The organism is Azorhizobium oxalatiphilum (genome assembly GCF_014635325.1).
Classification (GTDB): domain Bacteria; phylum Pseudomonadota; class Alphaproteobacteria; order Rhizobiales; family Xanthobacteraceae; genus Azorhizobium; species Azorhizobium oxalatiphilum.
This window is the reverse complement of the sequence record NZ_BMCT01000003.1, coordinates 417,681-441,783: the sequence shown is the minus strand read 5'-3', so window position 1 is coordinate 441,783 and position 24,103 is coordinate 417,681. Positions and strand designations below refer to the sequence as shown.

14 protein-coding genes and 1 tRNA gene are annotated in these 24,103 nt (G+C 64.9%); 7 read left to right on the top strand and 8 right to left on the bottom strand.

The genetic code is table 11. The features are described 5' to 3' along the window. Nucleotides 1-29 precede the first annotated feature (29 nt). The 3 genes from aspT to IEW24_RS13910 are packed head-to-tail and all read right to left on the bottom strand — an operon-like array spanning nt 30 to nt 6,198. Nucleotides 30-1,721: an aspartate-alanine antiporter gene (gene aspT, locus IEW24_RS13920; RefSeq protein WP_188579496.1), complete on the bottom strand. Its 1,692-nt coding sequence runs from the start codon at nt 1,719-1,721 to the stop codon at nt 30-32. Nucleotides 1,722-1,781: 60 nt separating this feature from the next. Further along, the gene (locus tag IEW24_RS13915; RefSeq protein ID WP_188579494.1) at nt 1,782-3,482 is read right to left on the bottom strand and encodes an aspartate:alanine exchanger family transporter; all 1,701 of its coding nucleotides are present in this window, start codon (nt 3,480-3,482) and stop codon (nt 1,782-1,784) included. Nucleotides 3,483-3,495: 13 nt separating this feature from the next. Further along, nucleotides 3,496-6,198: an aminotransferase class I/II-fold pyridoxal phosphate-dependent enzyme gene (locus IEW24_RS13910; RefSeq protein WP_188579492.1), complete on the bottom strand. Its 2,703-nt coding sequence runs from the start codon at nt 6,196-6,198 to the stop codon at nt 3,496-3,498. Nucleotides 6,199-6,538: 340 nt separating this feature from the next. On the opposite strand from IEW24_RS13910, the gene IEW24_RS13905 reads away from it, so the two are divergent. Continuing rightward, nucleotides 6,539-7,015 carry an FUSC family protein gene (locus IEW24_RS13905; RefSeq protein ID WP_188579490.1) on the top strand — a complete coding sequence of 159 codons (477 nt, stop codon included), beginning with the start codon at nt 6,539-6,541 and terminating at the stop codon, nt 7,013-7,015. A gap of 8 nt (nt 7,016-7,023) precedes the next feature. Here the strand turns inward: IEW24_RS13905 and IEW24_RS13900 are convergent, their stop codons facing one another. The 3 genes from IEW24_RS13900 to IEW24_RS13890 form a co-directional block, all read right to left on the bottom strand. Beyond that, nucleotides 7,024-8,076 (bottom strand): helix-turn-helix domain-containing protein, encoded by a 1,053-nt coding sequence (locus IEW24_RS13900; protein ID WP_188579488.1) that lies wholly within the window; start codon nt 8,074-8,076, stop codon nt 7,024-7,026. Between the two features lie 111 nt (nt 8,077-8,187). Continuing rightward, nucleotides 8,188-11,370 carry an efflux RND transporter permease subunit gene (locus IEW24_RS13895; RefSeq protein WP_188579487.1) on the bottom strand — a complete coding sequence of 1,061 codons (3,183 nt, stop codon included), beginning with the start codon at nt 11,368-11,370 and terminating at the stop codon, nt 8,188-8,190. Nucleotides 11,371-11,373: 3 nt separating this feature from the next. After that, nucleotides 11,374-12,492, bottom strand: coding sequence for an efflux RND transporter periplasmic adaptor subunit (locus tag IEW24_RS13890; RefSeq protein ID WP_244644391.1), 1,119 nt, complete (start codon nt 12,490-12,492; stop codon nt 11,374-11,376). An 810-nt stretch (nt 12,493-13,302) separates the two neighbouring features. Here IEW24_RS13890 and IEW24_RS13885 point away from each other — a divergent pair. The 5 genes from IEW24_RS13885 to IEW24_RS13865 all read left to right on the top strand — a co-directional run bounded on the left by IEW24_RS13885 (nt 13,303) and on the right by IEW24_RS13865 (nt 18,529). Next, complete coding sequence (locus IEW24_RS13885) at nt 13,303-14,406, top strand: DUF3300 domain-containing protein (RefSeq protein ID WP_244644390.1); 1,104 nt, start codon at nt 13,303-13,305, stop codon at nt 14,404-14,406. Nucleotides 14,407-14,417: 11 nt separating this feature from the next. Further along, entirely contained in the window at nt 14,418-15,329 is a 912-nt protein-coding gene (locus IEW24_RS13880; protein ID WP_188579485.1) for a DUF2950 domain-containing protein, read from the top strand. Between the two features lie 96 nt (nt 15,330-15,425). Further along, nucleotides 15,426-15,917: a hypothetical protein gene (locus IEW24_RS13875; RefSeq protein WP_188579781.1), complete on the top strand. Its 492-nt coding sequence runs from the start codon at nt 15,426-15,428 to the stop codon at nt 15,915-15,917. An 11-nt stretch (nt 15,918-15,928) separates the two neighbouring features. Then, nucleotides 15,929-16,765 carry a polyphosphate kinase 2 gene (gene ppk2 / locus IEW24_RS13870; protein ID WP_188579484.1) on the top strand — a complete coding sequence of 279 codons (837 nt, stop codon included), beginning with the start codon at nt 15,929-15,931 and terminating at the stop codon, nt 16,763-16,765. Nucleotides 16,766-16,840: 75 nt separating this feature from the next. Continuing rightward, nucleotides 16,841-18,529, top strand: a complete 1,689-nt coding sequence (locus tag IEW24_RS13865) for a SulP family inorganic anion transporter (protein WP_188579483.1) — start codon at nt 16,841-16,843, stop codon at nt 18,527-18,529. 762 nt (nt 18,530-19,291) lie between these two features. Here the strand turns inward: IEW24_RS13865 and IEW24_RS13860 are convergent. Together IEW24_RS13860 and IEW24_RS13855 are read right to left on the bottom strand one after the other, a co-directional pair. Then, nucleotides 19,292-19,368, bottom strand: a tRNA-Arg gene (locus IEW24_RS13860). A gap of 173 nt (nt 19,369-19,541) precedes the next feature. Further along, nucleotides 19,542-22,277, bottom strand: a complete 2,736-nt coding sequence (locus IEW24_RS13855) for a DNA translocase FtsK (RefSeq protein ID WP_188579480.1) — start codon at nt 22,275-22,277, stop codon at nt 19,542-19,544. 497 nt (nt 22,278-22,774) lie between these two features. On the opposite strand from IEW24_RS13855, the gene IEW24_RS13850 reads away from it, so the two are divergent. Further along, nucleotides 22,775-24,094, top strand: a complete 1,320-nt coding sequence (locus IEW24_RS13850) for a TetR/AcrR family transcriptional regulator (protein WP_188579478.1) — start codon at nt 22,775-22,777, stop codon at nt 24,092-24,094. Nucleotides 24,095-24,103: the final 9 nt, after the last annotated feature.

Sequence of the window (24,103 nt, the reverse complement as noted above, 5' to 3'; positions counted from 1 at the left end):
CCGACCCTCCGGTTTGCTCGCTACGGATTTCATCGTGAGACCCACATCATCGCCACCAGCACCGGCCCCCAGGCCGTAAGCAGGATGTTTCCCACCGCATAGGGCACCGTGTAGCCCAGCGCCGGGTAGCTGCTTTGAGCCTTGTCCTGAACAGCGCGAAGGGCCGCAGTGATCGTTCCTGCGCCCGCGCAGGTGCCCAGCACGATCAGGGGGTTCATGCGCAGCACGTAACGACCGAACAGAATGCCGACGGTGTGGGGCAGCAGCGCCGATGTGAGGCCCACCAGTATCAAGCTCGGTCCGGTCTTCTCCAGGCCCGCCATGAAACCGGGACCTGCCCCGATGCCCACGATGCTGATGAACATGCACAGGCCGAGAGTATCGAAGATCCAGACCGCAGCTTCCGGTATGCGGCCGAAGACGGGATAGACACTGCGAAGCCAGCCGAAAACCAACCCCATCACGAGCGCCCCTCCGCTCACGGTGAGCGTGATGGGTACGCCTGCGACGACCACCGAGAGCAGGCCCAGAAGGCCCCCGAGGAAGATGCCCACGCCGACGAAGATCATGTCGGTCGCCGCAGTCGGCCGGTCCGCATAGCCTATGGCTTGTGCCGCGCGCTCGACGTCTGGTACCGCGCCGATCAGAGTCATGACGTCGCCCCGGTCCAGGCGGGTCTGCCGCGCAACCGGTATTTCCAGGCCCGCGCGACGCAGCTTTGCAAGGAAGACGCCGCGGGCGAAATCCCTTCCGGCGAGGTCCTCGATTGTCCGTCCGGCGACTTCCGTCTTCGTGACGATGACGTCCAGCGTTGCCACGGGCAGATCCAGCAGCCCCGGATCGCTGACTTCCGGCCCCATGGCATCGGCGCGTGCCGTATGAGACTCGTGCCTTCCGATGAGTGCGATGACGTCTCCTTCTCTCAGCACCACACCGGGAGCCGCGTCCATGATCTCGTCGCCTCGGCGTAGCCGCATGACATAAACCCTGGCGGGAGATGCCATGGCCTCCACCTCGGCAATGGTCCTTCCGAACACGCGCGCGTCGGTCAGGCGATAGGCCCGTACGTCGAAAGGACGGGCAGCGGAGAGAAGACCGTCGGGAACCCGCTCCTTCTCCGCCCCTGATTGCCGGACCCGTGCGGCCTCGACCAACAGGTCCGCGCCCATCAGCCTGGGACCGATTGTCGGGATGAACCAGACCAGCGCGGCTGTCCCGATCAGATACGTCACGGCATAGGCAACGGGGATGTTGTTGAGCAGACGTGTGCGCTCCTCAAGCGGGAGATCGAGACGACCGATTGCATCGCCGGCCGTACCGATCACCGTGGATTCCGAGAATGCGCCTGCGAGCAGTCCGGCGGCGGTGCCGATGTCGTAGCCGAGCAGCTTTGCGGCGATGAACGAGGTCAGGAGACAGGAGACGCAGATGACCACGGTGAGGACCAGTTGCGGCATCGCATCGCCCTTCAGCCCTCGGAAGAACTGAGGGCCAACCTTATAGCCGGTCGTGAACAGGAAGAGGTTGAAGAAGACGCCCTTCACCACGCCCGGGACGCGGATGTCCAGTTGGCCGATGACGACGCCGGCCAGCAGCGACCCGACCACGATACCGAGGCTGAAGCTCCCGAAACGGATGCGGCCGATCAGGAAGCCAAGCGCGACGGCCAGAAAGATCGCGAGTTCCGGGTTCTCGCGTAATGCCCAGGTGACATAGTCCATGGTTCCGCCCCCTCCTGCGACGGGTTGGCCCGCCGCAGGACTTGTTGGCTGTCCGTGGTGTTATTGCGCGAGGACCATCGCGAAGTAGCCGAAGATGGTCAGCAGGACGCCCGAGACGGCGTAAGCCACCGGGAAGCCGATCCAGGGCACGTTGCTCTGTATCTCCACCGCCGCCTCGCGGCAGGGGCCGGAATGGCTGCGCGCGCCGGCGACACCGCCCATGAGCACCGCCGGGTTCATCTTGAACACGTGATAGCCGATCGCCCACACGATCACAGGCGGGATGGAGCAGGCGATGAAGCCCACGATGAAGATCTTGAGCGCAATGACGCCGGTGAGCTGCGCCAGCAGTGAGTTGCCCGCATTGATGCCAACGATGGCAACGAACACCACCAGCCCCAGGTCCTCGAGGATGTTCCGCGCCGCGTTCGGCGTGTTGCCGAAGAAGCGAAGGCGGGATGCCAGTGAGGAGATGATGACGCCCGAGACCAGCAGCCCGCCGGCATTGCCCAGGCCCACGGAGGCGCCGAAGGCCGGGAACTGGATGGCACCGATCAGGAAGCCCAGGATCATGCCCACGGAGAGCGTGAACAGGTCTGTTGCGGTGCTGGGGCGCACCACGCGGCCGAACAGCGCCCCCACATGGCTGACCGCGCTCTTCAGGCCGACCAGCGTGACGATGTCCATGCGTTGGAGCTTGGTGTTGGTGCCGATCGGAATGGGCACGCCGGCCCGCTCCAACTTCACCACCTGCACCTGATTGACGTCGGGAAGGCGGCGCATCTCCTGCTGCGTGAGCTTGAGCACCTCCTTGTTGGTGACCAGCACTTCTGCCTGATCCAGCGGAACATCCAGCGCGAGCCTGTCGGACACTTCCGGACCGATAAGCCCCATCTTCTCCGTCATGGTCTCGCGACGACCGCCGAGGGCGATGATATCGCCGCTACGCAAGACGAGATCGTCTGACAGTTCCTCTCGGTGACCGCCCCTCACCACGTTCACCACCCGATACTCGGGATTGCTCGAGAGCAGCGAGCCCACGGTCTTTCCGGACCATTCGGGGTTTTCCAGCCGGTAGGCACGGACTGCTCCGGGCATCCAGGCGGACAGGGTCGGCGCATCGCCGCTGGCGACGCCGTGCTCCGTCTCATACTGCTGCGCCGCCTTGCGCGCATCCACACCCCACCAGCCAGGCAGATATTTAGTGATGAGGATGATGCCCACGGTGCCCCAGATGTAGGTGATGCCGTAGGACAGCGCGATCATGGAGGAGACCTGCTGGGGCGAGGAGCCCGGCGGCAGCGCGATGACGCCCGAGTTCACCGCCTCCTCCGCTGAACCGATGGCCGCCGACATGGTCTGCGATCCCGCGAGCATGCCGCCCGCCGCGCCGGCCGGCAGGTCGAACAGCTTGGCCCCCACAACCACCAGCACGAGGCCGATTACGCAGCTCACCACCGCGAGGCCGGTGAACTTCAGGCCATCGCCACCGAGGCTGTTGACGAAGGACGGGCCGACACGCAACCCGACGCCATACATGAACAGGTAATAGAACATGGATTTTGTGAAGTTGTTGAGCTCCAGCTTAGCCCCGTAGCTCGACGCCCAGACCGACAGGCCGCAGCCGATGATGATGGCGGACGCCACCATGCCGAGGCCGTATCCGCCGATGCTCTGGCGGCCCAGCCAGACCGCGAAGCCGACGGTGAAGAACAGCAGGATGTAGGGGTTCGCGGCTAGGAAGTGGAAGAATGCGGACATCGCGTCGCCCCTCTCAGTTAACCGGATTGCCGAGGACGTCGGCCCGCAGCAGCTTCAGCCCGCGCGCCGCCTCGTAGCCGTGGATCTCCTTCACATCGAGCTTGCGCATGAAGTCGATGGTCTCACGCGTGAGCACCTGCCCGGGGACCATGATCGGGAAGCCCGGCGGGTAGGGAATGACGAAGTTGGCGGACACGAGGTCCGGGCCGCTCTCCAGCCGGGAGTCGATCTCCGGGCTCGCCAGCCGCACATATTCACAGCCGGCCTCGTCATAGGCGCCGTAGAAGGCGGTGCGCATATCGCCCTCGCCTGTCATCTCGCCGGCATTGCCGCGGAAGGCGTCGTGGAAGCGGCTGAAGTTGGGCAGGTCAGGCACGTCCTCCATGAGCGACTTCACCCGGGCGTCGAACGCCTCCCGCACGCCGCCCCCGCCGCTGCGCAGCCGCGCGTCGATCTCGGACGCGATCTCCACCAGCACGCGTACCAGATGGGCGATGTCGCTGCGGGTGTTGTTGATGTTCGACTGGAACAGTACGGAGTTGCGCGAGGTCTTGTTGACCTGGATGTTGTAGCGATTGGCGAGGATGCCCTTGAACTGCGTGCCGTCGAAGCCGGCGGTGCCGCACACCAGCGTCATGCGGGTGGGATCGAGGTAGAATTCATCCTCACGCATGGCCTTGGCGATGTTGCCCCAGGTCACGCCGGGCGACAGGAAATCGGTGAAGCCGGACGGCCGGAACTCGGCCGGAATAAGCTCGTCGGCCCCCAGGATCCGGAAGTAGCGGGAAATGAGGGGATGCCTGTTGACCGCAGTGCGGATCTTCAGGGCGATGGAGATGGCATTCATCACCAGCCCGTAGCCTTCCAGCTCCATCTGCCGCCGGGCCACGTCGAGGCTGGCGATCAGCTGCTGGTTGGGGCTGGTGGAGGCGTGGGTGAAGACCGCCTCGTGGAACTGGCTTTCCACATGCGCGAAGTCCACGTCGTGGACGAGCACCATGGACCCCTGCCGGATCGCCGACATGGACTTGTGGGTAGAGTTGGTCTGGTACACCCGCAGCCGGATCTTGCGCGGATCGGGCACCAGCCGGGTTTCCAGCAGAAGATCGGTGGACGGCGCCTCGCCCAGCTCCGCCTGTTGCTGCTCATAGGCCGCAACCGCCTCGTCGGAGGCCATCCACTCCTCGATGGCGGCCGCCGCGCCCATGGCCGTGCGCGGGCGTAGGAACGGCGACCAGTGGGCGAATCCGGACCATGCCTCGTCCCACAGGAAGATGAGGTCCGGCTTGATGGCCAGGCATTCCTCCATCACCCGCCGGGTGTTGTACATGTGCCCGTCGAAAGTGCAGTTGGTCAGGTCCAGCAGGCGCAGCCTGTCCAGACGTCCCTCGTCCCGCAGCGCCAGCATGGCGCGCTTGATCTCGGCCAGCGGCACCGCGCCGTACATCGAATAGCGGGTCAGCGGAAACGCCTCGACATAGAGCGGCTGCCCGCCGCTGAGCACCATGCCGTAATGGTGCGACTTGTGGCAGTTGCGATCCACGATGGCGATGTCGCCCGGCTTGATCAGGGCTTGCACCACCATCTTGTTGCTGGTGGAAGTGCCATTGGTGACGAAGAAGACGTGATCTGCACCAAAGGCCCTGGCCGCATATTCCTGCGCCTTCTTGATGTTGCCGGTGGGCTCCAGCAGGCTGTCCAGCCCGCCGGTGGTGGCGCTGCTCTCCGCCAGGAACAGGTTGATGCCGTAGAACTCTCCCATGTCGCTGATCCAGTCGGACGCGAACACCGACTTGCCGCGCGCGATGGGCAGCGCATGGAAGGTGCCCACCGGCCTCTGGGCATAACGCTTCAGATTGTCGAAGAAGGGCGTCTCGTAGCGCGCGGCGATGCCTTCGAGAATGGCCAGATGCAGCTCCAGCGGCTCCTCCACCGCATAGAAGATGCGGCGGGCGTAGTTGCCGCCTTCCTGCCCCGCCAGTGCCTCGATGTTCCGGTCCGACAGCACATAGAGGTCCAGCTCCGGACGGATAGTCTTGAGCACCCGTGACAGGTCGATGCCGGAGGCCAGGCCGCCGGCATATTTCAGGATCGGATCGAGCAGCGAGCGCAGCACCGGCGCATCGTGGCGCGAGCGATAAGCCATGTCGTCGGTGGTCACCACCGCCGCGATGCGCGGATTGACGATGGCCGCGCACACCGCATCCTCGAAGGAGCCGACGAACACGGCGTCGTATTCGAACAGGTCCTCGCGTCGGCGGAGCTGCCGGATCTCCTCGCTCATGGCGCCCCACCGGGAGGGCGGCTGGGCGGTGACGAACAGGGTCTCGAACGACGGGCGCCGGCGCGCCCCGCCGACCAGCGAAACGGGCAGCAGGTCCTCGAACGCTTCGGAGTCGGTGCCACTAGTCCCCATGCTGTCAGCATGTTCGTGGCGGGTAACGATGGCCTCGGAAATCCGCCGGATCAGGTTCGCCGTGGCCCGCGCATCCCCGGAAGCGATGGTCTGGTCCAGCCGCGCCATGACCGCTGTACCGGGAAAGGCATGGAATTCCTCGATGATCTTCACTTCGGCCAGGGATGCCTGCACATCCGCCGCGCCGGATTCTCCGCGATGCCAGCTCTCGGCTGCGTTCAGCGCACCGCGCCAATGGTCGGCTCGGGCCGAATGCAGAATGAAAAAGGCGTCGATCTGCACGGGTGCCGTTTCCGTCATAATCGTCTCCGGAAGCAGGAACTGACGGGCGCAGTGTCCCGCGCATCCAGTGAGGCCTGGACTACGCGCACGAAACGCCAAAGGCGCGGCCTGAGACGGCACGCCATGGAATGATCACAGGATCACAATTGGCTTTGCCGCCGGCCGTAGGCAAGGATGGCCTTGGGCCAAGCTGTCTGCTTGATCTTTCGCGACAATCCAGACTTAATTTGCTGATCCAGTGATTTGTCGCATATTGCAAAGCGCACGGCAGAAATGAGGGGCCTAATCGTCCTTCCGGTTCGTCCGGGCTTTTGCCATCCGTCTCATGGATGCCTTCTTACATCTTCCGGACAAGCGCATGGCAGCGGCCATTGTCGGTTTACAGCTCGCACTGCGCGTCGCGATATCTGCGGCGATTACGCTGCCGATCGCCAAGGCGCTCCATTTCGAGCAGCCGGTCTATGCTTTCGTGGCAGCGGTGATCGTCACCGACCTGTCCCCGAAGATCTCACGCCATCTCGGTTTGATACGGATTGCGGCGACCCTCGTCGGGGCGGCCATTGGCATGGCGCTCAGCCTAGCCTTCGGAGCAGGGCTTTATACCGTGGGCGTGGGCGTGTTCGCTTCCATGGTGATGTGTCAGCTATTGAACGTAGCGGACGGTGCCAAGGTGGCAGGCTATATCGCCGGCCTTATCCTGTTTGACCATTTGGGCGATGCGTGGACCTACGCCATGGACCGGATCTTGGAGACGCTGCTCGGTGTTTTCGTCGCCTGGGGGGTGAGCCTCGTGCCCAAACTCGTCAATTACGATCGCGTCGATCCCGCGCCCTGATGTCTGCTCTAACGCGCGCCCGCGCACTGCGGCATCGACGCGTCGAGCTGCGTCTCGGATGCGCGGTCATGCGCGGAGCGGCGCCCGGCGCGCCAGCTCGAAGGGGATACGCCGGCCCACCTCGTGAAGGCGCGGGTGAGAACCGAGATGTCCGCATAGCCCAGCGTCAGGGCCAATTGGGTCAGCTCCATATCCGTGTCCTGTAACAGGCGCTTGGCCGTGCCGAAGCGCACTCCATCGGCTATGGTCCGAAAACTCACTTGCGACAACTCGAGCTGGCGCTGCATGGTACGGCTGCACATGCCGAGCTTTTGCGCGACGCGCTCTGCCGAGCCGTCTTCGCCATGGAAAAGGCACAGCGCTAGCTCCTCGCCCACGCGGCGGGTGAGTAGGGTCCCCTCACGTCTTGCGGAAGCAACCGCGCAGGCGGATCTCCATTCGCCGAAGCCGGCATCGAAATGAATGGTGGCGAAGGCCGCATTGAAGCTGAGGGCACAATCGAAGGCCCGCCTGTAGGGTCGGCAGTCGCGTGGCGGGCGCCGCGGCAGTTCCACCAGCTCCGGACGCCAGTTCGGCCCGCCCAATGCCTTGAGCAGGCGGGCCATGAGCACCAACTCCCAGTCGGCGATCACGGCGGCGCTCTCCATCCCCTGATCCATGGCCACATATCCGGCCTTGGGCGTGGTGCTCCCCGCCGACGAGAACATCGCTCCATGAGAGGAAAGGTTGACCTGCTCGCGAAAGTCATTCCGGCTTGCCGCGAGATCGGCGGCCCAGGTGGTGAAGCGGTCCGCACGCGTCGGCAGGCTCCAAGCCTGTGCAAGCAGCAATCCGAGGTGATCGCACCCCGCAAACGCGGCCGCAGCAGAAACCAGGGTTGGAAGGCTTACGTATCGCTCTTGAACAGCCCGGAGATTGATCGCCCCACCGTCCGCGTGCAGCGAGCCGACGAAGCTCGGCACCGCGATCCGCAACTGGCCAAGGACAGTGGCGAGACCTTCAAGCGAAATCGGCGAGCTCCAATCCTCGCCTCTCGATGCCCCTGTGGTGCAAGTGGTCATGCGCCCCTCCCGTTTGGAGCATGTCCGGCCTCAACCCTCGTCCCCCCATTTCGGGTCGAGGGCGCAGCGCTATCGTCCTCTATTCACGCCATAAAGCGGCGTTATCCTGTTTCAATGGACCTTCGGCTGGGATGGGGCAGATCCCGTGCCGGAAGCCATCTCCTCCGGTTGCTTGGGGCGAGAGCCCGGCCTCAATCGCTCCCGCAGGCTCTGGAACAGCACATACAGCGGCGGGATAACGAAGATGCCGAGGAAGGAGGCGAGGATCATGCCTCCGAAAACCGGCGTTCCCACATTCTGCCGAGCGATCTGCGAGGCACCCGTCGCCACCACCAGCGGATAGAGGCCGAGGATGAAGGCCAGCGAGGTCATCATCACCGGCCGGAAGCGCAAGCGCGATCCTTCGGTCGCCGCGGTGAGCAACGGTACCCCACGCTCCCGCTGCTCCTTGGCGAACTCCACGATCAGGATGCCGTTCTTGGCGGCGAGGCCGATCAGAACGATCATGCCGATCTGCCCGTAGAGATCGAGCGTGAGGCCCGCCACGAGGATGGCCGCGTATGAGCCAAGCATGCCCACCGTGACCGACAGCAGCACGGGAATGGGGATCGACCAGCTTTCGTACAGCGCCACGAGGAACAGGAAGGCGAACAGCACGGCGAAGGCGAGGATGATGCTGGTCTTGCCCTCCGCGCGCTTCTCCTGGAAGGACGTATCGGTCCACGCCCCCGCATAGCCGGCGGGAAGGGTCGCTTGCGCCACCGCATCCATGGCCGCGAGCGCCTGCCCGGAGGACACACCCGGCGCCGGGGAGCCTTGCACGGTCACCGCCCGCTTGTTGTTGTAGCGGATCAGCGCCGGCGGCCCCACGTCCACCTTCACCTCCAGAATGGACCGCAGGGGGATCATCTTGCCTTCGGCGTTGCGGACATTGATGCGGTAGATGTCGTCGATGCTCTTGCGGTCGTCCGCCTCGGCCTGCACCTGCACCTGCCAGGTGCGGCCGAACAGGTTCATATCGTTGACATAGAGCCCGCCCAGCGACGCCTGGAGCGCCTGGAAGACGTCGCTCAGCGACACGCCGAGCACCTGCACCTTCTCGCGGTCGATATCGAGAATGATGGAAGGATTGGTGGCCGTGTAAGTGCTGAACACACGCGCCAGGCTGGCATCCTGATTGGCGGCGACGAGCAGACCGCGCAGCACCTGCGCCATCGCTTTGGGATCACCGCTGCTCAGGTCCTGAAGCACGAAGGCGAAGCCGCCGCCGGTGCCGAGGCCGACGATGGGCGGGGGCGCGATGGGAACCACCGTTCCGCCGGGGATCTGCCGCATCCGCTCGCCCAGCCGAGCGATCACGGAGGATGCGCCGAGGGCGCCGTCCTTGCGCTCCGCGAACGGCTTCAGAGTGACCACGATGAAGGCGGCATTCGACTGGGAGTAATTGTCGATGAAGTTCAGGCCGATCACCGAGGTGTAGTCGGCCACGGCCGCCTCGTCCCGCAGCATGCCTTCCGCGCGCTTGATCACCTCGCTGGTGCGGGCCACCGACGAGCCGCCGGGAAGCTGAACCACCACGAAGAAGGCGCCCTGGTCATCCTCCGGCAGGAAGCCGGTGGGGGTGGCCTTGGCGAGCGCATAGATGCCGCCGCTGGCCACCGCGACCGCCACCAGGCTAAGCACGGAAAAGCGCACGAGCCGCGCCACCGCCGCGCCATAGCTGTCGCGCACATGGTCGATGCCGCGCATGACGTAGCCGATGGGGCCTTTCTTCGGGCCGTGGGCACCCCGTTTCAGCAGCACACCGCACAGCGCGGGCGAGAGGGTCAGGGCGTTGATGGCGGACAGGAACATGCCCACCGCCACCGTGACCGCGAACTGGCGGAACAGCTCGCCCGAGATGCCCGGGATGAAGGCCACCGGGACGAACACCGACAGCAGCACCAGCGTGATGGCGATGATGGGCGCGGTGATCTCGGCCATCGCCTTCTTGGTCGCCTCGGCGGGCGTCAGATCGGGATGCTCCTCCATCACTCGCTCGACATTCTCCACCACGACGATGGCATCATCGACGACGATGCCGATGGACAGCACCAGCGCGAGCAGGGAGACGGTGTTGGCGGAATAGCCTATGGCGTTGAGGACGATGAATGTGCCGATGAGGCTGACCGGGACGGCCAGCGTGGGAATGAGCGTCGCCCGGAAGCTGCCGAGGAAGAGATAGACGACGATCACCACGAGGATGAACGCCTCCACCAGCGTCTTGCGGACCTCATGGATGGTCTCGGTCACGAAGACGGTGGGGTCGTAGGTGACCTTCCAGGCCAGATCATCGGGGAAGGCCTTCGCCAGCGCATCCATGCGCGCCCGCACGGCGTTGATGGTGGTGATGGCGTTGGCGCCCGGCGCCTGATAGAGCGCCAGCACGGCCGCTGGTCCGCCGTTGAATGCCGTCTCCCGGTCGAGATTGGCCGCCCCCAGCTCAAGCCGTGCCACGTCGCCGAGGCGCAGCACCGAGCCGTCAGGATTGGTCCGCAGGACGATCTTCTCGAATTCCTCGATAGAAGTTAGGCGTCCCTTGGTCCGCAGGTTGAGCTGGAGCTGCTGGTCGTCCGAGATCGGCCGCGCGCCGACACGCCCCACCGCCGCCTGCACGTTCTGGGCCCGGATCGCCGCTGCGATGTCGCCCGTGGTCAGGCCGAGGCCGGTCAGGCGATCGGTGTGGATCCAGGCGCGGACGGCATAGTCCTGCGGCCCCCACAGGGAGGCATCGCCGACGCCGGGTATGCTCTTGATGTCATCGAGAATGTTGATGGTGACATAATTGGAGATGAACAGGGGATCGAGGGTCGCCTTGGGCGAATAGATCGCCAGCACGCCGAGCAAAGCCGAGGACTTCTTCTTAACGGTGACGCCCTGCCGCTGGACATCCTCCGGTAGCTTGGACAGCGCCACCTGGACGCGGTTGTTCATGTTGACGGTGTTGATGTCTGGATCAGTGCCCAGCTCGAAGGAGCCAACCAGCGTGTAGCTGCCGTCGTCGCCGCTGACGCTCTTCATGTACATCAGCTTGTCCACGCCCACGACCTGCGCCTCGATGGGCTGGGCAATGGTGGCATCCACCACGTCGGCAGAGGCGCCGGGATAGGTGGTGGTCACCGATACCTGGGGCGGGATGATGTCCGGGTACTGGGCGAGCGGAATGGCGAACAGCGACAGGGCGCCGGCGATCACAGTCACCACCGCGATGACCACCGCGAGGCGCGGACGGTCCACAAAGAGGGCCGAGAACATGGCTCAGCCTCCGTTGATCAGGCCGGCCGCACGCGGGCTCGCCTGCACGGCGGCGCCCGGACGCAGGCTCTGGAAGCCGTCCACGACGACTTGCTCCCCGGCCTTCAGGCCACTGGCGACTACCACGAGACTGCCTTGCGCCCCACCCGTCTTCACCCGGCGGACCACGGCCTTACCGTCCTCCACCACGAAGACATAGAGACCTGCCTGATCGGCGATGAGGGACGCCTGAGGAATGAGGATGCGCTCCTCCGGCTTGGCTGTCTGCAAGGTGACGCGCACCAGTTGGCCGTCGGTCAGGATGCCCTTCGGGTTCGGGATGTCCGCACGCAGGATCAGGGTGTCCGTGGTCTTGTCCACGCTGACGTCCACGAAGCTGATGCGTCCAACCAGGTCGTAGGTGGAGCCATCGCTGAACCTCACGCCGACTTCGAGATTTTTCAGATCGCCGGTACGCCCGTCCTTCTGGGCTTGCAGATAGTCCCGCTGGCTGACCGGGAAGGTCACATACATGGGGTCCTGGCTGACGATGACCGTGAGGACACCGCTCTCCGGCCCGACGATGTGGCCCTTGGTTACGGCGGAACGGCCGATGCGGCCCGAGATTGGGGCAGTGATGTCGGTGTAACCGAGGTTGATCCTGGCGGTCTCGACATCCGCCTCACCGGAAAGGACGGCGCCGGTGGACTGGGCCTCAGCTGCGATCGCCTGGTCCTTGGCGACCGCAGTGCCCGCGTTCCGGGCCAGGAGTTCCTCGGCGCGCTCGCGCTGGATCTTGGCCAGCGTCAGAGCAGCCTTGCTGCGCTCGAGCTCGCCTTCTGCCTGCTGCACGGCAGCACCGAACAGCGGCTTCTCGATCTGATAAAGCGGGGCGCCCGCCCGCACCGTCTCGCCGTCGCGAAACAATACGGCCTCCAGCATGCCTTTCACCCGCGCACGGATCTCGACACGCTCGGGCGCCTCCACCCGTCCGACGAATTCGAGACTGGGGGTCACTGGCCGCAGCTCCGCGGCCATCACCGTCACAGGCACGGATGGCACCTCCGCAACGACGGCTGTTCCGGAGGTCAATAAATAGCCGCCGACAACCATCGCCGCGCACGCAAACGGAAATTTACGCATGCTTCGGAATCCCATCTGCACAGGTCAGAATGCCGATCGGTCTCGAAAAAGGAAGGACGCGGGCCTGCGGCCATGTCCGCCGCTGGACGCAACCCAAAGCCCCCCGCGGCACGCGCCATCCGGAAAGGCGCCTACCTGGACGGCCACCAACCAAGACCACCCGAACTTAATACAAACCGTCAGGAAACAGCGCGAATACAATACATATTGCATTCCATAGCATGATATACATAGCCGACACTGCGGCCACGCCCTTCTGGATCACACATACGCTAGCTACATGCCGCTACGCAATCAAGTGCCTAAGGTGAAGCTCAAGCCGCATGTGAAGTCACTCCGCCGCAAGCACACGTGATCGGATGCTCAGGTATTGATTTTAAAATTATTATTTATTATCAATTATATGAACCATCTGCCATGGCGATGGCCTGACGCTGCACTCGCATTGAAAAAGTGGCCCGCGCTTGGGAAATGTGGCCAATTTTTTCTCAGCCTCGTCGCCGTCCCCCCCGGCACCGGCGGCTGAGGCCCATACGCCTTATTGCAGTAATGGCAATTTTTTGACTCCTATTTACTTCGATCTCGATGTGTCCATCATGGGCATGGGAGGCTGGCATTGAACGCCCCTCCGGCAAGGATGGGCGGAAGAAGAACTCCGACATGCGAGAACATTCGTTTCTTCACGTGGCGCGGTGCCTCATGTGTGTCGTAGGCCTGCTCATCCCGTTCGCGTCGGCACGGGCGCAAGCGCCGCAACAAGCCCAACAGCAGGCGCCGCAGCCAGCCCCGCAGAATGCCAGAAAGCCGGAGGTGAGCCCCTCCTCGACATTCAGTCGCGAGGAACTGCGAAAGCTGCTCGCCCCCTATGCCCTCTACCCGGACGAACTGCTGGCACAGCTACTCCCGGCGACTGCCTATCCCATCGAGATCGTGCAGGTCTCGCGCTGGCTGGAGAAGAACCGCGCGGCAGCCGCCGCCGGAAACTTTTCGGCGCTGGATGCGCAGGGCTGGGACCCCGCCGTCAAGGCCCTCGCCCGCTTCCCGGACGTGATCGCAAAGCTCAATGCCGATCTGGACGCCACCAGCGACATCGGCGACGCATTCGTTAACCAGCCGAAGGATGTGGCGGACACGATCCAGAGCCTGCGCGCTCAGGCGAAGGGTTCCGGTGCCCTGCAAACAACGCCGCAGCAGACGGTGATCGTCGAGAAGCAGGGCGACACCGACTATATCGTCATCGAGTCCGCTGAGCCGGGCGTGATCTATGTTCCCACCTACGACCCCACCGTCGTCTATGCCCCGCCGGTTGCGGGCTGGGGCTCGAACTTTCTCGCCTTCGGCGCCGGCGTCATCGTCGGCGGCATCCTCGACAATGCCTGGGACTGGAATCGTGGCTGGGTCTATCCGCCCCGCTGGCCGGGCTATCCTGGCTATCGGCCCGGCGGTGGCAACATCAACATCGGCAACGACATCAATATCGGCAACGGCAACCGGCCATGGCGCCCCGACCCAGGCCGCTACCGGCCGGGACAAGGCACCAAACCGGGTCTTGTGGGCCCCGGCGGTCCGGGCCGCGGCAACGGCCTTCCACCCTCCGCCCAGCAACGTCCGGCAGCAGGCGGAGACAGGCCGGGTGCCGGTGCCGGCCGTGGCCCCGACCGGGGACAGGCGGGACGTCCGACACAGCCCTCGCGCCCACCCGGCCAGGGCGAAGCGCGCCGGCCCAGCAAGCCCGCCGGCAACGTCCAGCGGCCAGCCCGACCGGCCCAGCCCCATCCGACCGCTTTCAGCGGTGCGCGATCCGGCCCCTCAGCCGCACACTATTCGAACCGGGGCCATATGAGCAGGCAATCAATCTCGCGGCCATCAGCAGGCATGGGGCGCGGAGGCGGTGGCGGCGGACGCCGGCGATAGCGGAGAGCGACATGAACACGAGATGGGTGTCCGGCATATCCGCTGTCTTGTTGTCCCTCCTATCAGGGGCAACGGCTCTGGCCCAGCAGACCTTCCCCAGCCCGGATGCGGCGGCGACGGCATTGGTCGAGGCTGCGCGTCATCCCGGCGAGGACCGCCTCGACAAGATCTTCGGGCCAGGCGCCCGCGATCTGGTGCTGTCCGGCGACGCCGCGGTGGATACGAAGCGACTGGACGATTTCCTTGCACTGGCCGCCAAGGGGACCACTGTGCTCGACGGCCCGAACGCCACCCGCGTCCTCGCTTTCGGGCCGCAAAACTGGCCGTTTCCGGTTCCGCTCAAGCAGGCATCCGGGCAATGGACGTTCGATCTGGCAGCGGGCCGCGACGAGATCATCGCCCGCGCCATCGGACGCAACGAGACCATCGCCATCGGCGCATGCGGCGATTTCGTAGCAGCACAGAGGGAGTATTTCAGCTCCACCCATGATGGAGATCCGATCCCGCAATATGCCCGCCGCTTCATCAGCACGCCGGGCATGCAGGACGGGCTTTACTGGCAACCCGTCTCGTCCGCCGATCGAAGCCCGCTCGGCGACCGCATCGCCGATGCCGGCATCGACGCGTCTGCTCCATCCGAGCGTCCACGACCCTATAATGGCTACGTCTACCGCATTCTCACGCGGCAGGGGCCGGCCGCGCCGGGGGGCGCCATCGACTACATGGTCGGCGACAGGCTGCTCGCGGGCTTCGCCATGCTGGCCTATCCGGCGCGCTGGCAGGAGACGGGCGTCATGACCTTCCTGTGCAGCCAGAACGGCAGCGTCTACGAGGCCAATCTCGGGCCGAAGACGGAGAAGCTGGCATCGCAGATCCGGAGCTTCAATCCCAAAGGCTGGCGACGCGTGGGAGAGGATTTTTAAGGCACGAAACGTGCTCTTTTCCCCGCGAATATCCACGAGGCCACTGAGGCATGCTGAGCCAAGCCTCAGTGGCAGGTCCAATACAGGAGGCGCATGATGTCTGCCGCTGTGGCCCCTTCCGAAGCGCATGAAGCCCTTGATGACGAGGCCTTCATGTCCGCCGAAGACCTCCAGAAATATATGGACCAGATCAGCCTGGCAAAGGCATCCCGGCGCTCAGATGCGCTCGATGGTGTGGAGGCGGCGCGCCAGGAACTGGTCAAGACGCTGTCCGAGCCGGTGGACCTGACACCGGATCGGATCGCCGAGTTGAAGCGAACGCTGGCCCACAAGATGAGGAGCGCGGCGGAGCGTGGACAAAACGAAATCATGGTCATGCGCTTCCCCAATGCGCTCTGCACCGATCATGGCAGGACAATCAACAATTCCGCCGAGAACTGGCCGGAGAGCCTGACAGGCCGCCCCTGCCAGGCCTACGAATTCTGGCGCGAGCATTTGCAACCCGCCGGTTTCAGGCTGAAGGCCATGATCATCGAATGGCCCAACGGAATGCCGGGAGACGTCGGCTTCTTCCTCAGTTGGTCCTGATGGGGGCGACCATGTCGAAACATGCCAAGTCAGAGCGAGCGAATGCGCCCGAATCCAGCAAGCGGATGAAGCGGCGTGCTTATGAAGCGAAACTGCGCGAACTGCATGGCGAGCTGGTTAAGGTGCAGGAATGGGCTAAAGAACAAGGCGCCAAGATCTGCATCGTGTTCGAAGGACGGGACGGTGCCGGAAAGGGCGGGGTCATCAAGTCGATAACGGAGCGGGTCAGTCCGCGGGTATTCCGCGTCATGGCGCTTCCGCCACCGACGGAGCGCGAGAAATCGCAGATGATCCTCCAGCGTTACGTCACGCACCTTCCGGCGGCCGGAGAAATCGTGATCTTCGACCGCAGCTGGTACAACAGGGCCGGGGTTGAGCGGGTGATGGGACTGTGTACCGACGAGCAGGCCAGTCGCTTTCTTGCCACGGTGCCGGGCGTGGAGCAGGCGATCATCGACTCCGGCGTGATCCTTCTCAAATACTGGCTGGAAGTAAGCCCGGAGGAGCAGACCAGACGTATTGAGCAGCCGATCGAGGACCCGCGAAAGATCTGGAAGCTGTCGCCGATGGATCTGGAATCCTATTCGCGCTGGTACGATTATTCCCGCGCGCGCGATGCGATGTTTGCCGCCACCGATAGCGACGTCGCGCCATGGTACGTAGCCTATTCAGACGACAAGCGCCGGACGCGCCTCGCCATCATCAGTCACATCCTCTCGCAGATTCCGTACAAGGAAATCGAGCGGAAGAAGGTGACGTTGCCCAAGCGGCAGAACGCGGACGGCTACGTCGAGCCCCCGTATGCCAGGCATCTCGTTCCAGGCCTTTCCGCTTCAGCGACGGCTTGAGAAGGGTCGCACTTCCAGATGAGTGGCCGCCAGGTTTGATCTGCGTTCCAGTAGAGTCATGAAGGAGAGGAAACCATGGGCGGCAGGTGGGGTCTGTGCCAGGGCTTTGTCGGCTTCCGCCTCGAATGGTTGCGCAGCGACGCCATGGCCGGCCTTGCCGTGGCAGCGGTTTCCATACCCAGCGCCATCGCCTATCCGGCCATAGCGGGGCTGCCTCCCGAGGTCGGCATTTACGCCAGCATGGCCGCTCTCGTCGGCTATGCCGTTTTCGGGCCGTCCCGGCAGCTCATGATGGGGCCGGATGCCGCCACCATGACGGTGGTGGCAGCCGTCCTCGCCACGCTGCCGCTGGCGACCACGGGGGACCGGGTCATGGCGGCCGCGCTGCTGGCTGTGGGCGTCGGGATTCTCTGTATTCTCGCGAGCGTGCTGCGGCTCGGTATTCTGGCAGCCTTTCTCTCGCGTCCCATTCTTGTCGGCTTCATCAGCGGCGTTGCCCTCTCCATCCTCATCGGCCAGATCAACCGCTTCACCGGCCTTTCGGTGGATACCGGAAGCCTGACATCAGCCCTTGTCGGACTTGCCCGCAACATGGGAGCTGTCCACTGGCCGTCCGTCATCCTCGGCGTGGCCATGTTCGTGCTGCTTCAGGTCCTGTCGGCATGGCGCTCGCCTGTGCCGGGGCCGGTGGTCGTTGTCGTCGCGGCGACACTGCTTTCGGCGTTGCTGGACTTCAGGGGCCTGGGCATCAAGGTGGTGGGCGAGATCCCCACGGGGCTGCCGCATATCTCGCTTCCGATACCCGATGGCCTGCCGCTCCTGGAACTGGCCCAAGGGGTCGCAGCCATCTGGCTGGTGAGTTTCGGCGCAGGCATCGTCACCGCCCGCAGCTTCGGCACCCTCGGCGGCTTCAGGGTGGATATGAACAAGGAGCTGATCGGCTTCGGGGCGTCGAACATCGCCGCGGGATGCTTCGGCGGCTTCCCGGTGTCCGTTTCGGATTCCCGCACCGCCATCAACATGTCGGTCGAAGGCCGCTCCCAGGCCAGCGGCCTTTTCGCCGCCGCAGCGCTGGGGGCGACGCTGATCTATCTCAACGATGCGGTTCGCCTGCTGCCGGCCCCGGCTCTGGGCGCGATCCTGGCTGCGGCGGCCGTCTCCCTGATCGATCTCAAGGGGCTGCGCGAGATATGGCGGATCAATCGGGTGGAGTTCGCCTTTGCCTTAATTGGTCTTTGGGGCGCCGTCAGTCTCGGCGTCCTGAGAGGCGTCGTCATCGCCGTCTTCGCAACCTTGGCCTATGTGCTGTTGCAGGAGATGCGGCCCCGCGATGCCATACTTGGACGCATCCCTGGCCGCGCAGGCTTCTTCAAGCTGCACAGGCGACCGGACGCGAAGGCCATACCTGAACTCGCAGTGCATATCGTGCAGGGCAACCTGCTCTTCTTCAACGTCGAATACGTGCAGGAGCGGCTGGAGGCTGCGGCGTGCAGCCTGCCCCCCTCCACGAGCTGGTTCATTCTCGATGCCAGCGCCATCACCCAGATCGACTCCACCGCAGCCGCCATGCTCAAGGACGTTTGCCTGTTGTTCGCGGCACGCGGCATGGCGCTCGGTATTGCCGAGCTTCATCACGAGCCAATGATGATTTTGAAACGGGCCGGGGTCGTCACGCTCATCGGCGATGACATGCTGTTCGATGACCTTGAGGACGTTATTCCGGCGTTCGAAGAGCGCGTACTCGGCGCTGACGGCCGCCTCTAACAGCAACGCGGTGACGCGTTCAACGTCCACTCCGAAATCCGTACCGGCCGTTCAGGCACGCAGTTGGTAAAGTCTGATTCTGGCGCATCCCCGCCCCAAACCGGTAATTCGCCGTCACCGCAGAAAACTACTGCTTCTGGCGCATCTGAACCCTGTCCTCCAGAGCACTAGTGGGCATTGGCTCGGCACGCCCGCCGCCCCCCGTTGGTTTCACAGGCGGGACGACAAACACGAGACCCGGCCTCTGCTGCCTACATGGAATGCCTCGATCGGCCCGACCGCGAGGTGATATTGGCCTAAGCCCCGCAACAGCCAAATACGCATGTGGAACACCCGTCAGAACTTCCAGCTGAAGCTGCGTTGGACAATGTTGTTGGTGTCTCGGTCGCAGAGCTGGCCCGTACGAGGCCCCCGCCGAGCGCCCAGCAGTGTATTGGGGCACACAAGCTAGCGCACCACATGCGCAGCCTCCCGGTCTTCTTGCGTGCCTCCGGGCAGTCTCGAAGGCCCGCGCCGTCAGGCAAGGAAGAGCGAGTCACCACGCGCTACCGCCCAGAGGTACCGATTCCAGCCGGCCACCCAACGGCCACTCCCCATTGCCGGCCTGCTGGCTGGAGTGCCCTCGCCTGCCCCGCCGGCGGGCGAGGGTTCGAATCTCTGAGTGTCCTGCCGATGCCGAATGTTTCCACACAGGGTGGCGACTCGGTGGCGACTCAGAGCTTTCGCCTGAGCCATCAACTTCAGCTAAGTGTTTGATTTAACTGGCGCACCCGGCACGATTCGAACGTGCGACCTTTGCCTTCGGAGGGCAACGCTCTATCCAGCTGAGCTACGGGTGCAGCGGGCATGGCCGAAGCCAAGCCAAGCTGTTCATAAGGCATGTCGGGCCGGGCGGCAACCGGCAGACAACAGACGCGGAACTGTCCACAGGCAGACGCCTCACAGGCCGATCACCCGCATCCGTCCGCGCGGTCGGGAGATTGCCGGGCGGCTTGGCCCGGCAATCGAGGGATCAAAGACCGCTGGGTGCCCGAGACGCCAGGATCTCGCGCTTGCCGGCATGGTTGGCCGGGCCGACGATGCCTTCCTGCTCCATGCGCTCCATCAGGCTGGCCGCCTTGTTGTAGCCGATCTGGAGACGGCGCTGGATGTAGGAGGTGGACGCCTTGCGGTCACGCAGCACCACCGCGATGGCCTGCTCATAGTGATCGCCACCGCCCTCCTCGGCCATGGCGGACTTGTCGAACACCGCGCCGGCATCCTCCTCGGCCGCGACCTCATCTTCCTCATCGGACGTCACGGCGTCGAGATATTCGGGGCGGCCCTGCGTCTTCAGATGGGCCACCACCTTCTCCACCTCGTGGTCGGAGACGAAGGGGCCATGCACGCGGGTGATGCGTCCGCCGCCGGCCATATAGAGCATGTCGCCCTGGCCCAGCAGTTGCTCGGCGCCCATTTCGCCGAGGATGGTGCGGCTGTCGATCTTCGAAGTCACCTGGAAGGAGATACGGGTGGGGAAATTGGCCTTGATGGTGCCGGTGATCACGTCCACCGACGGGCGCTGGGTGGCCATCACCAGATGGATGCCGGCGGCGCGGGCCATCTGGGCGAGGCGCTGGATGGCGCCCTCGATCTCCTTGCCGGCCACCATCATCAGGTCGGCCATCTCGTCGACGATGATGACGATGTAAGGCAGCGGGGTGAGGTCCATGACCTCCTCCTCGCTCACCATCTCGCCGGTCTCCTTGTCGAAGCCGCGCTCGACGATGCGGGTGATCACCTCGCCATTGGCGGCGGCTTCAGTCACGCGGGCGTTGAAGCCGTCGATGTTGCGCACAGCGAGGCGGCTCATCTTGCGGTAGCGGTCCTCCATCTCGCGCACCGCCCACTTCAGGGCCGTGATCGCCTTCTTGGGGTCCGTCACCACCGGGGTGAGCAGGTGCGGAATACCCTCATACACGGAGAGTTCCAGCATCTTCGGGTCGATCATGATCAGCCGGCAGGCTTCCGGCGCATGCCGGTAGAGCAGCGACAGGATCATGGTGTTGATGGCCACCGACTTGCCGGAGCCCGTGGTGCCCGCCACCAGCAGATGCGGCATGCGGGCGAGATCCGCGATCACCGGCTCACCGCCGATGGTCTTGCCAAGGCAGAGGCCGAGCTTGGCTCGCGCCTCGCCGAAGCCGTGGTCGGCCAGCAGTTCGCGCAGCCACACCGTCTCACGCACCCGGTTGGGCAGCTCGATGCCGATGACGTTGCGACCCTCCACCACCGCCACGCGAGCCGAGATGGCGCTCATGGAGCGGGCGATATCGGCGGACAGGCCGATGACGCGGGACGACTTGGTACCGGGAGCCGGCTCCAGCTCATAGAGCGTCACCACCGGTCCGGGATTGGCATCGATGATCTCACCGCGCACGCCGAAGTCGCGCAGGGTCTGCTGCAGGGTCTGGCTATTCTGCTCGAGGAATTCTTCCGACAGATCGAACGGCGGCTCCACCACGGGCGGCTCGGCCAGCAGTTCCAGCGACGGCAGTTCGTAGCCCTCCGATGCGAACATCACCTGCGCCGCCTCGGGCCGCTCCTCGACGACGGGTGCGGGCGCATCTTCCTCGACCGGGTCCTGTTCCGCGACGGAGACGACGTCGCCGAGGATATCAGCCTCGGGCTCCTGCGCCGGCTCCTGCTCCTGCTCTTCCACGCCCGCCTCGGCCGGGGGCTGCGGCGCGGCGGGAGCGGTGGCGCCGATGGTCACGCTCTGCTGGTAGAGCGGCCAGCCGAAACCGGAAATGGTGAAGATGCCCTGCGAAGACAATGCGGACGAACCAGCCGGCTCTTCATCCTTCTGGAGGATGGGCTCGGGATTGGCGTCCTCGGCTGCCGCCGGTTCCTCGACCACGGGTTCGGGCTCGGGCGGGAGAAGATCCTGCTCAATTGCGGGCTCGGGAAGGGCGATCCTGCCGATGACCACCAGCCGCGCCAGCGCATGCAGGCGCGGCGGAACGTCGGCGAGAAGATCGGCATCCGCTATCGGGACGTCCTGCGTGGAGGGGGCAGCTTCCGCGCTCATGAGCTCGGGCTGAGCATCCGTCTCCACCGGCACGTCATCGGCCGATTGCGATACATCATTCATCCGGATCTCGGCGGAGGGGACATCCGAAGATGCAGCCACCTGCGCGGTCGCAGCCTCCTCCATCGCCACATCCGCCACTGCCATATCCTCGCTCGTCATCTCTTCCATCGCGCCGGCCTGCGGCATCATTTCCGGGACGGCAAGCCCTGCCTCCGTCTCGACCTGTTCATCCTGCTCCTGCGGATAGACGGCCGCCTGATCGACGGTCTCGTCCTCCACCGGCATGAACGACCAGTGGCGGCTGGCGAAGGCGAAATCATCGCTGCCCTCGGCCTCCGCAGTCACCGGATCGTGTTCGATCGCCGCCTCGTCCACATCGTGTGCACGATCATCGGCTTCGGCATCCACCGCCCCATCCTCCTCGGGATGATGGCGCCGCAGCAGGTGATCCGGCGTGCGGGTGAAACGGGTGTTCTCGTCGATGGTGAACGGCACCAGCCAGCTGGGGACGAGCTCGCTGGCGATCCATGGCGTCACCGTCAACGCTGCCCCGCCCGTCGGCTGCACATGAAGGCGGTGCGGCGCGGGATAGGACAGACCACGGTCGTCGCTGGCCAGCGGACCTGTGGAAAAGCGGGGATAGGTCGGCTTCGGGGGCGTATTCGAAGAAGGCATGTGCATCCGGAACCCAGCAGGCCGTTCGCGGGAACGGCTGGTTCTGCAAGGTTTAGCGCGCGTGCGTTAAAAGGAGGTTTGGACCGTGAGGATGACGTATCGGAAGATGCGTCCCCTCCCCCGCATGCCCCCGCCTCGCCGGAACTGCGGGGTCGCCCCGGCCATCAGCCCAGGTCGTGGCGACGCGCCTCCGGCCCCTCCCTCCCCGCCGCGCGAACCGGATAGCCCGATCGCCGCGGCCGGCAAACAGATCCGTCCTGCGGCATGCCGAGCGTCTGCTCATTCCCTGCGGCGAAGTCGAAAATGGATGGCATGCAAAGCGCAATCCGCGATCCTGTTTCCGACCGCCGGGAGACAGCCGTGCGGATGAGAACAAACTGCTAACTTCGGGCTCATTACACCGGGACATATTGACCGTGTTGTCACTACGCAGGTTTGGAGGTAAAATTAAGTCAAGCTGGCTTCAAGTAGAGGTCGGCAATCAAGAGGACCAGCCCTTGGCCACACGTAAATCTTCCCCCTCCCGCTCCGCAGCACGCGCCGCTGCTCCCGCGAAGAAGGCCGCTGCCCCCAAGGCTGCCGCCTCCAAGGCCTCCAAGGCCAAAGGTGCGGCTGCTCAGGAAGCCGCACGCAGCCGTCTGGCGCCGCAGGTGCGCCACCGCATGATCCTGGATGCCGCCGTGCAGTTCTTCGCCGAGAAGGGCTTCGAGGCGCAGACCCGCGACCTCGCCTCCCGCCTCGGCATTTCGCAGGGGCTCATCTTCCGCTACTTCGCCACCAAGCAGGCGCTGGTGGAAGCGGTCTATGAGGACGTCTTCGTCCAGCGCTGGTCGAAGGACTGGGAAGCCCGCCTCAAGGATCGCGCCATCCCGCTGAAGGAGCGCCTCGAGGGCTTCTACAACGCCTATCTGAAGGCGGCGGACGAAAGCCACTGGATCCGCGTCGCGCTCTATGCCGGCCTCGCCGGCACCGACGTCGCCATCCGCTACATGGACACCCATGCCAACCGCCTGCTCAAGATCCTGCAGAAGGAACTGCGCGCGGAACGCGGCCTGCCGGATCGCGCCGCCGTGGATCCCATTGATCGCGAGCTCGCCTGGCATCTGCACTCCACCTTCCTCTACATGCTGGTGCGCAAGCACATCCACCGCCTGCCGGTGATGGATGAGACCCCGGCGTTCGTGGCGCTGGTGGTCGGCTCCGTGCTCGCGGGCCTCGATGCCGCCGCCAAGGCCGCCGCCGCCGCGCCGGTCGTCGCCCCCGTCGTCGCCGAACTGGCCGCGCCCGCAGCCGCCGAGCCGGTGGAAGCCGTGAAGCCGCAGCCGCGTGCTGCCAAGACCAAGGTCGCCCCCAAGGCTGCCCCCGCTCCGGCCGCCAAGACCAAGGCTGCCGCGAAGGGCGCCGCCGCGTCCACCGCCGTCAGCACGAAGCCGAAGGCCGCTGCCAAGGCGCCGGCCGCCAAGGCTGCCCCTGCGGTGAAGGCGCCGGCCAAGGCCGCGAAGGCGGCAGCAAAGCCGGCAGCGGCTCCCGCCGCCAAGGCCGCGCCCGCCAAGAGCCCCGCCAAGCCGGCGAAGGCCCCTGCCAAGAGCGCCGCGGCCAAGCCCGTGGCCGCAAAGGCTGCGACCGCCAAGACGGCAACCGCCAAGAGCGCTGCCCCCGCCAAGGTCGCGGAGCCCGCGCCTGCGAAGGCTCCGGCCAAGGCCAAGGCAACCGCCAAGCCGGCCGCGAAGCCTGCTACGCCCGCAAAGGGCAAGGCCAAGCCGGCTGCTGCTCCCGCCGCCGCGCTGCCGCCTGCACGCGGCCGCCGCAAGCGTTGAAGCCTGCAC